We start from the raw sequence: 8,993 nt of genomic DNA, 5'->3' as shown, positions 1-8,993 counted from the left end.
CCCCGCCCACCACGAAACCATCCACTATGCTGCTACTGTCCAAGAGAAAGAACCCGCATAGGAGCGGCGCAAAACCTCAGGCGCTTCAGTGTGCTGTCGGGCCGGAACGAGGGGGGAGGCGGCGATCATGGTTTTCCTCCAGGAGTCTGTTCTGAACTCATCCCATTGAAGTTGTCGGTGGCTCCCGCGTCGAGGTGTCGAGTGGATCGGTGCCCCATGGTTAACAGCGCGGTGTGTTACTTACGGGAGTGTGTGAGGCCTTGGAGTGGCGCCTCGAAAGTGTGGCTCAATGGGCGCTTGGTAAGGGGTTTTGTTCCGTGGAGAGGGGGGTGTCATGCCGCGGAGGAGGGTGGCTCCCAGTCTAAGAGGGTGCGCGGATAGGCGAATCTACTGCGGTCGCCCCGGTGGCCCCCTGGCAGCGTTGTCCTCCTTGAACGCACGATCCAGTGCGCTCTTCGTCGTCCGCCTTGTCAAGAGGCCACCGTGACGATCCTCGTCACGATCCCCCTATCCGCGTACCCTCTAAGAGAAGGTGTGCGGAATCACCCAAGCGCTCCGGATCGCTTCCAGTGTGGAAGATCGCCAATGGTGGCGAGAGACCGTGCGTAGTGGTCCGTCCTGCCGACGAGCCTTGCCCACGGAACTGCGCGGACAGGGGGGGCTCCAGCCTTTCGCTGCTCGATGACGGAGTTCAAGGACCACATGACCTCATCCGCTGTGAACCTGACAGGATGTGATTGTTGGCGGCATGGTTGCGTTGGGCCTTCCGTCCCGGTTGGGTGGAGGGAGAACCACCGTCGCCCCCCCGACTGCGGACAGTCGGAAAGGGACGTGGCCTCTCTCATTGAGATCGGCGCGGGATGGCGCAACTCGGCGAGAGCCTCCCCGAGGACGGAAGACTACAAGGCTCAGGCGATACACCGAAGAACGCGATGGGCCGCGGGACCGGGGCTTACATCGCTGAACAAGAGGTTCAACGATGCGATGGACAGCTGACGGGAGACCAGGTGAGCGCGCGGTGAGGTGGGATCATTGCGTGGATCGTCATGGTGACGTTCGGGCAAGGTGGACAACGACGAGCGACTGGATCGTGGCAGTCGAGGAGGACAACGTTGCCAAGGCGTCACCAGGGCAACCGTAGCGGATTCGCCTGTCCCCGTACCTTCCAAGCCATGGAGTTGTCGAAGCGCCAGCTCTCGTTCCTCCTCCAGCTGGAGGAGGAACGAGAGGTCTTCGCTCGGACTAGGGGCGGAACGTGGACGTTCCCGAACGGCACTACGCCCCTCCGATCAACTGTTCGCGCCATGTGGCGGGCGTGTCGGTGCGCTTGAGGCATGAGCCCTCACCTACGAGGGACACATACCCACGGAATGATTTGGCAGAAGAGGGCCGGTTGATGCACGGTGACTGTCACGGTCGGGAGGTCCGGAGCGACCTCCGGGGCGGCCTGCGGGGCCCCGAGGGTCATGGTGAGGGCTGCGAAGAGCCTGAGGAAGGGCATGTTGGGTTCCTTTCGAGAGACGGAATGGGGCTCTGTCGCCATCCTCAAGCCCGCCCCCGGGGTGTCTCCATTAACAATTGGGCACGCGAGCCATGACTGCCCGGAGTAGAACTATCGATCCTGTCGATCCGAGTGTTTGATGATTCCATGAACACTGAGGCGATTCGCGTCCTGGCCGCAGGCCTGCGTCGTCGTCCTCGCCACCTTCGGTGGCCTCGAGTACATTGTCGCAGCCTTGAAGGCAGGAGCTTCCGGGTACCTGTTGAAGGATGCCGGGCTGCCAGCTCTGGCCGCCGGCATCCGCCAGGCGGTTCGAGGTGACATGCCCTTGTCCACCGCGGTGCGGCGGCAACTCGTCGCTTCCCTCGCCTCGACCCGGAGTCCCGTCGAGGCCGTTGACTTGGGTCTGACCGAGCGGGAACGTGAGGTTCTGGTTCATCTCACCCGAGGTATGACCAACCAGCAGATTTCTGGGCAGATGTACCTCTGTGAGCGCTCAGTGAAACAGTGTCTGAAGGACATCGGTGGCAAACTTGGTGTGACCTCCCGTACGCAGATCCTCGTCCGCGCCATACAACTCGGGATCGTGGATCCGCATGCAGTGCCGTTGGTCGACCCCCGTCGTTGAGTCCGGCGGGGAGCGCGGGGCGAGAACCTCCTTCACGGCTGGTCAGAGGTGATGGGCTGCCGCTGAGCGGGCCACCACGACAGTCATTGGCAAGGTTCGGCTTGCCTAAATCGAGTACTACGTCGTAGGTTGTCTGACAAACCGTACGCAACCTTCCAGGAGTATCGATATGCGACGTCGGGCCTTCTTGACCGCTGGAGCGCTGGGCTCCCTCGCCCTCGCTGCCTGCGGCGGCAGCTCCCAGAGCAGCCCATCCTCCTCCGCCAGCGCTGCTGGATCGTCCGCCCCTGCGGACGCCATGTCCTCCGTGCCCGCTGATGCCATGTCCTCCGCCCCGGCGGGCTCGGGCGGCAAGATCACGCTCTACTCCGGCCGCAACGAGAAGCTCGTCGGCCCCCTGATCGAGCAGATCCAGCAGGCCACCGGCGTGGAGATCGAGGTCCACTACGCCGGCACCCCCGAGATGGCCGCCAAGATCCTCACGGAGGGGGAGAGCAGCCCGGCCGATCTCTTCTTCAGCCAGGACGCCGGGGCGCTCGGGGCCCTCGGCAAGGCGGGTCTGCTCGCCGAGCTGCCCAAGGCCACCCTCGACAAGGTCGACGGGGCCTACCGTGACAGCAAGAACCTGTGGGTCGCCACCTCCGGCCGCATCCGGGTCCTCGCCGTCAACCCCGAGGTCTCCCCGAACGCCGCCGCCTACAAGGGCATCGACGAGATCCTCGTCGAGGAGAACCGCGGCAAGATCGGCTACGCGCCCACGAACGCCAGCTTCCAGTCCTTCGTGACGGGTCTCAGGGCCGCCAAGGGCGAGGCCGAGGCGGAGGCCTGGCTCACGAAGCTCAAGGAGCTCGAGCCCAAGACCTACGAGAAGAACACCGCGGTGCTCGAGGCCGTCGACTCCGGTGAGGTGGGCATCGGGCTCATCAACCACTACTACTGGTACAAGCTGAAGGAGGAGAAGGGCGACGCCGTCAAGGCCCAGCTGGTCTACCTCGACCCCGCCGATCCGGGCGCCCTCCTCAACGTCGCCGGGGTCGGACTCCTGGCCTCCTCGAAGAACGCCGAGGCTGCGCTCAAGGTCATCGACTACCTGCTCAGCACCGAGGGGCAGACCTACTTCGCCGACCAGACCGCCGAGTACCCCGTCATCCAGGGAGTGACCAGCAAGTTCGACCTCAAGCCGATCGACTCGTCGAAGCCCCACGGCATCGACCTCAACGACCTGGACTCGCTCGAGGCGACCCAGGAACTGCTGAAGAAGGTCGGGCTGATCTGAGATCGCTGCGTCGAGGGCCGGTCTGGGCGTTCGCGCTCGGACTGGCCCTCATCATGAGCGTCCCGGGCGTCTACCTCATCGTTCACGCCTGGGGCGCTGGCCTTTCCCGCATCCAGCGCGTCTACGCGTCGTCGCGAACCCTGGACCTGCTCGGTTCCTCCCTGCTCCTCGTCCTGGCGGTCGTCGTCGTGGCGGGCACCCTGGGCACGGTTTCCGCCTTCCTCGTCGAACGCACGGACATCCCGTGGCGTCGCGCCTGGCGGGTCCTGCTCACCATGCCGCTGGCGATGCCCAGCTACGTCGCGGCCTACGCCTGGGTCTCGACGGTGCGCGCCCAGGGGCTCGGCTGGGCCGTCCTCATCCTCGGGGTCGGGACCAGCCCCTATGTCTTCCTCTCCGTCTCCGCCGCGCTGCGCAGGATCAGCCAGAACACCGAGGATGTCGCCCGCTCGCTGGGGATGGGACGCGGCGAGGTGCTACGACGCGTCACCCTCCCGGCCCTGCGTCCCTCCCTCGCAGCCGGATCCCTCCTCGTCGCCCTCTACACCCTGAGCGACTTCGGTGCGGTGTCGTTGCTGCGGTTCGACTCGTTCACCCGCGCGATCTTCATGAGCTACCGGGCCTCCTTCGACCGGACCGAGGCGGCGGTGCTCAGCCTGCTGCTCATGGTCGTCACCCTGGCGATCACCGGCGGTGAGCTGCGGGCCCGCGGCCGGTTCACCCGGGCCCAGGCCATCGCGCAGCGTCCGGCCGTCCCGTGGTCGCTGGGACGTGGCCGCATCCCGGCCCTGATGCTGCTCGGCGGCGTCGTCGGGGTGGGGCTCGCCTACCCCGTCGCGGTCATCGTCGGCTGGATCCTGCGGGGACGCACCCGCGGGATCGACCTCCCGGACCTCGCCTCAGCCGCCTGGGTGACCCTGTGGCTGTGCTTCCTCGCCGCGCTCGTCATCACCCTCGTCTGTCTCCCCGCAGGGTGGCTGGCCGCCCGCCGCACCGGTCCCCTGATCGGCGCGGTGCAACAGACCCTCTACATCGCCCACGCCCTGCCCGGCCTCGTCGTCGCGCTGTCGCTGGTGTTCCTCGCCACCCGGTACCTGAGGCCGATCTACCACCAGCCGCCCCTGCTCATCCTCGCCTACCTCGTCCTCTTCGCCCCGCTCGCGGTGGGGGCGATCCGGACCGCCATCAGCCAGTCCCCGCCGGCTCTGGAGGAGGTCGCGGCGACGCTGGGCGACGGGCCGCTCCGGGTCTTCCGACGGGTGACCCTGCCCCTCGCGGCGCCCGGGGTGGTGACCGCCTTCCTGCTGGTCATGCTCACGGCCATGAAGGAACTCCCCGCCACCCTGCTGCTGCGCCCCGCCCGGACGGAGACCCTCGCCACGCGCCTGTGGATGAACACCGACGAACTGGCCTACGCCGCCGCCGCGCCCTACGGTCTCGTCCTGGTGCTGTTGGCCACCGTCCCCACCGTCGTCCTGACCGCTGTGCAACAGAAGGGGAGCCCCGCATGATGCTGCGAACCACACAGGTCTGCCACAGCTTCGGAGCCACCGAGGTGCTCACCGACGTGGACGTGGCGGTGGAGGCGGGCGAACTCGCCACCGTGCTCGGCCGTTCCGGCTGCGGGAAGACGACGCTGCTGCGGATCGTCGCCGGACTGCTCCGCCCCCGATCCGGGACCGTGCGGTTGGGCGACCGGGACATCACCGCGCTGCCGCCGGAGCGCCGCCGCATCTCCCTCGTCCCCCAGGAGGGGGCGTTGTTCCCACACCTCACCGTCGCCCAGAACGTCGGCTTCGGGCTGCGCGGTGGCGATCGTGGCAGGGTCACCGAGCTGCTGGAGCTGGTGGGGCTCGCCGAGCTGGGGAAACGGATGCCCCACGAGATCTCCGGCGGCCAGGCCCAGCGGGTCGCGCTGGCGCGGGCCCTGGCCGTCGACCCGGACCTCGTGCTCCTCGACGAGCCCTTCTCCGCCCTCGACAGCGTGGCCAGGGTCCGGCTGCGCGCGGAACTGCGACGGATGTTGCAGCAGGCCGGCACCACCGCAGTCCTCGTCACCCACGACCAGGACGAGGCGTTGTCGCTGTCGGACCAGGTCGTGCTCATGGCGGGGGGAAGGGTGATCCAGACGGGAACCCCCGACGACGTCTATCGCCGCCCCATCAACGAGGTCGCCGCCCGACTCACCGGGAGCATCCAGGGCCTTCCCGGCGAGGCGACGGGGGAGCGGGCCGCGACCCTGCTCGGTGAGGTGGTCCTCCACGCAGCCGCCCGTGGTCGAGGAACAGTGCTGCTACGCCCCGAGCAGGTGCGCCCCGACGCCGATGCGTGCGGCGAGTGGACGATCACGCGGGTGACCTTCCACGGGGACACCACCGATCTCGAACTGAGCCACGGCTCCGGGGCCTCCCTGGTCGCCAGGACCCAGCGTCCGGGATGGGAGGAGACGGATCGGGTCACCCTCTCCGTCTCCGGACCAGCCGTGTTCCAGCAGGGCTGAAGCAGACCCCTGAAGCGGGTGCGGGGCCCCGATGACGGGGCCCCGCACCTCCGGCTCAGCCTCCGGTTCTGGGGAGGCCGGGTCGGGTGATGGGTGGGGTGGGTTTACTGGGTTTCTGGGGGACACCCGGCTTACCGGGTTGTCCTGGTTGTCCTGGCTGGCCCGGGATCTGTGGTGGGGTCTTGGCCAGGGTGACGCTGATGGTGCGCCTGGTGGTGTTGCCGGCGGAGTCGGTCGCGCTCAGTTCCAGTTCGATGGTGCCGGAGGTCAGCCGGGTGTGGTCGAAGTGGAGTTCCAGGGCGCCGTCCTCGGGGTCGGTGGCCTGGTAGGTCTCGCGGATGACCTGCCGGGGGTCCTTGCCAGCTTCGATGGTGAGGGAGTCCGGTCCGGTGATCGTCGGGGCCTCGTCGAGGACGAATGTCGATGCAGCCGTGGCGGCGTGCCCCGCCTTGTCGGTGGCGACGGCGATCAGGGTGTGCCGTCCCTTGGCGAGGTCGGGGACGTCCTTGAGACGGACGATGACCTGCTTCGAGCTCGCGGGTTTCTCGCCGGGTGCCGTGCTGGGCGGGACCTCCTCACCCTGTCGGATCTCGACGTACCCGGCCTGGGGGTGCGGGACCGGCGCCACGACCTCGGCAGCGATCTGACGTCCGTCGAGCAGGACCTGGAGGCTCTCCCAGTTGTCATCCGTCACGGTGACCGTGAACTCGGTGTCGAGACCGGCTGCACCGGTCGTCGGGCCGTCGATGGCCAGCGTCGGCGCCTGGGTGTCGATCACGAGCGGGATACGCTGCTCGAACCCGTTGCTCGCCTGGTCCATGAGGCCCAGACGCATGATCTGGTTGCTCTGGATGTTCGCGACACTCGTCCTGAACGGCAACCGAGGATTCGCTCCGGGATCCCAGTGGTTCGTGAACTCCTCGAGCACGTTGCCGTTGACCGACAGCTTGTAGCCGAACTCGTTGTCCCAGACCTCGCCGGAGAGGGTGACGTCGGCGGGGGTCTTCGGCAGGTAGATGGCGCCGTCTGCGTGGAGCTTCGGATCCATCTTCAGGTCCAGGCCGGGCAGTGCCCGATCGTAGAAGAACCGCCACGACCCCTCGTATCGTGTCCCGTCCGCGCCAACCACGACGTAGCCGACCTGGGTGAGGCCGTTGACGAGGTCGATGGGGATCGACAACCTGAGGTCGTCGTCGAGGGGGACCTCCTTGCCCGCGACCTGGAAGGAGTTGGGTTTCTCGGTGAACTTGCCCTTGAGGGTCAACCGCGCCGCCACCTCGCCGGGGCCGGCATCCTGGTTGATGATTTCCAGGTTCTGGAAGGCAGGGGTGACGAAGTAGTAGGCATCGCCGAACATGTAGGTCCCGAGATGCTCGTAGTCGTCGAACTCGATTTCCGGTTCGCTCGGTATGTCCGCCCCCGAGACGAACCAGGAGTGCCGAGCCTCGTTGGTGGTGTAGGCCTTCTCCCGGAGCTGCTGGGCATGGTCGTTCACCGAGAGGAAAAGCCCAACTCCCCCGGGGTCGAAGGTGTGGGTGAACCGGCCCTCTGCATCTAGGGGGAACTCCTGCGTGTCGTGGATCAGAGCGAGGTCATCCGCCGTGGAGAGGTCGTCGGTGACGCGTCCGGAGATGGTCACGGTGCCGTCGGGGTCGAGGATGAGGCGGCCTTGGGCGTCGAGGGGGATGGAGGTGAGTTCCAGGGTTGGTGGGGTGGTGTCGTATCCGAGCCAGTGGGTGGTTCGTCCGAGTTCTTGGCCGTTGGCGGAGTAGGCGATGAATTCGTAGTCGTTGCGTCCGCCGTTGACTGGGGCCTGGATCTGGGCCTTGCCGTCCTTGATCTCGACGGGGGTGCCGTTGAAGGTTGCCTTCGTCACCTCGGGGGCGAGGAGCAGGTTGAGGGTGGCCTTCCCATCGGTGACCTCAGGCACCCGGAACGGCAGGGAGTGGTTGCCCATCCAGCGGTCCAGAAGGTGGCTGTCAAGCACCCGGACCGGCTTGGTCTGGTAGAAGTCCCGGAACTCCTCGACGTTTCCGGCGTTGTCCATGACCTTGACCTGGAGGTAGCTGTCGCTCTCGGCGACCTCGGCCGGTACGGCGATCTCGTAGGTGTTCGGGCCGGTTTCGACGGCGCGGAGGTCGGCCTTGGAGGCCGGGTCATTGACCGAGATCCCCAGCTCCCCCGGGATGTCGGAATCCGCGTCCGTGGCCAGGATGGTGTAGGTGCGGGACCCGTCGGCGCCAGTCTCGACCGTGTAGGAGACCTGCGGTGCGACGGTGTCGATGCCGACGGGCATGTCGGTGATCTGCCAGTCGAAGTCCTCCGACAGTCGGGCCTTGATCCGGAACGTGTATGCGCCGACCGGCGCGTCCGGGACCTTCTCGAGTTCCCCCGTCGCCGGGTTGTACAGGGTGCCATCCCAACCGTGGTCGGGGGAGACATCGGCAGCGGAGAACACCGCATGCGGCACCTCGGTCAGTGACAGCCGCAGCTGGTCACGCTGCTTGCCCAGGCTGCGGACGACCTCGCCGTCCTTGAGGACCTCGAACTCGACGTCCCCCGCGGAACGCAGCAGCATGTAGGCGGGGAGCAACTTGTCGATGAACCCGTCGCCGTTGGGGGACATCCAGTTCGTCCGTATCCCCATCTCCCCCAAGGGGCCGATGAGACCGGTCAGATTCTGCTGTTCGGGCCCCAGGATCTGGTACAGGAGAGGGGCGACCTCAGACGTCACGGGGTGGTCGATGATGGGTTCGGCGTTCCAGTCGCCGACGAAGCCGAGGTAGGGCACGACCAGGTCGGGTTGGGTGTCGTCGGTGGAGTCGAGGGTGGCCCAGCCCTGGGTCCAGTGTCTGGTGCTGGCCTCGGGGGTGAGGGTGTAGTCGATGGTGGTGGTGCCGCCTGCGGGGACGGTGACCTGGGTGGTGGCGGCCGTGAGGGTTTCTGCGGTGGTGCAGCTGGTGGTGTTGGCTTCCTTGGCCACCTGTTTCTCGGCGATGACGCAGGTGCTGCCGGTGGTGAAGGTGTGGTCGCGGTCGCCTCGGTTGGTGAGGGTGATGGTGAAGGTGCGGGGTCCGTCGATTTGGCG

The 8,993-nt window shown here is 66.9% G+C and carries 5 protein-coding genes; 4 read left to right on the top strand and 1 reads right to left on the bottom strand.

Annotation, left to right across the window (positions count from 1 at the left end; translation table 11 throughout):
* Positions 1-1,736 precede the first annotated feature (1,736 nt).
* From EII35_RS14930 to EII35_RS14915, 4 genes are all read left to right on the top strand, one after another.
* Positions 1,737-2,129, top strand: coding sequence for a LuxR C-terminal-related transcriptional regulator (locus EII35_RS14930; RefSeq protein ID WP_260465149.1), 393 nt, complete (start codon positions 1,737-1,739; stop codon positions 2,127-2,129).
* A gap of 169 nt (positions 2,130-2,298) precedes the next feature.
* A complete protein-coding gene (locus EII35_RS14925) occupies positions 2,299-3,405 on the top strand; it encodes an extracellular solute-binding protein (protein ID WP_125229256.1) in 1,107 nt (368 codons plus the stop codon).
* 53 nt (positions 3,406-3,458) lie between these two features.
* Positions 3,459-4,916 (top strand): ABC transporter permease, encoded by a 1,458-nt coding sequence (locus EII35_RS14920; protein WP_125229255.1) that lies wholly within the window; start codon positions 3,459-3,461, stop codon positions 4,914-4,916.
* Positions 4,913-5,905, top strand: a complete 993-nt coding sequence (locus EII35_RS14915; RefSeq protein WP_125229254.1) for an ABC transporter ATP-binding protein — start codon at positions 4,913-4,915, stop codon at positions 5,903-5,905. Before EII35_RS14920 ends, EII35_RS14915 begins: the two co-directional genes overlap by 4 nt.
* Positions 5,906-5,960: 55 nt before the next feature.
* Here the strand turns inward: EII35_RS14915 and EII35_RS14910 are convergent.
* Positions 5,961-8,993: Fn3-like domain-containing protein (locus EII35_RS14910; protein ID WP_185744384.1), on the bottom strand; the 3,033-nt coding region annotated here is incomplete at its 5' end.

The organism is Arachnia propionica, assembly GCF_003932785.1.
GTDB lineage: Bacteria > Actinomycetota > Actinomycetes > Propionibacteriales > Propionibacteriaceae > Arachnia > Arachnia propionica_B.
This window is presented reverse-complemented; position numbering and strand designations above follow the sequence as displayed.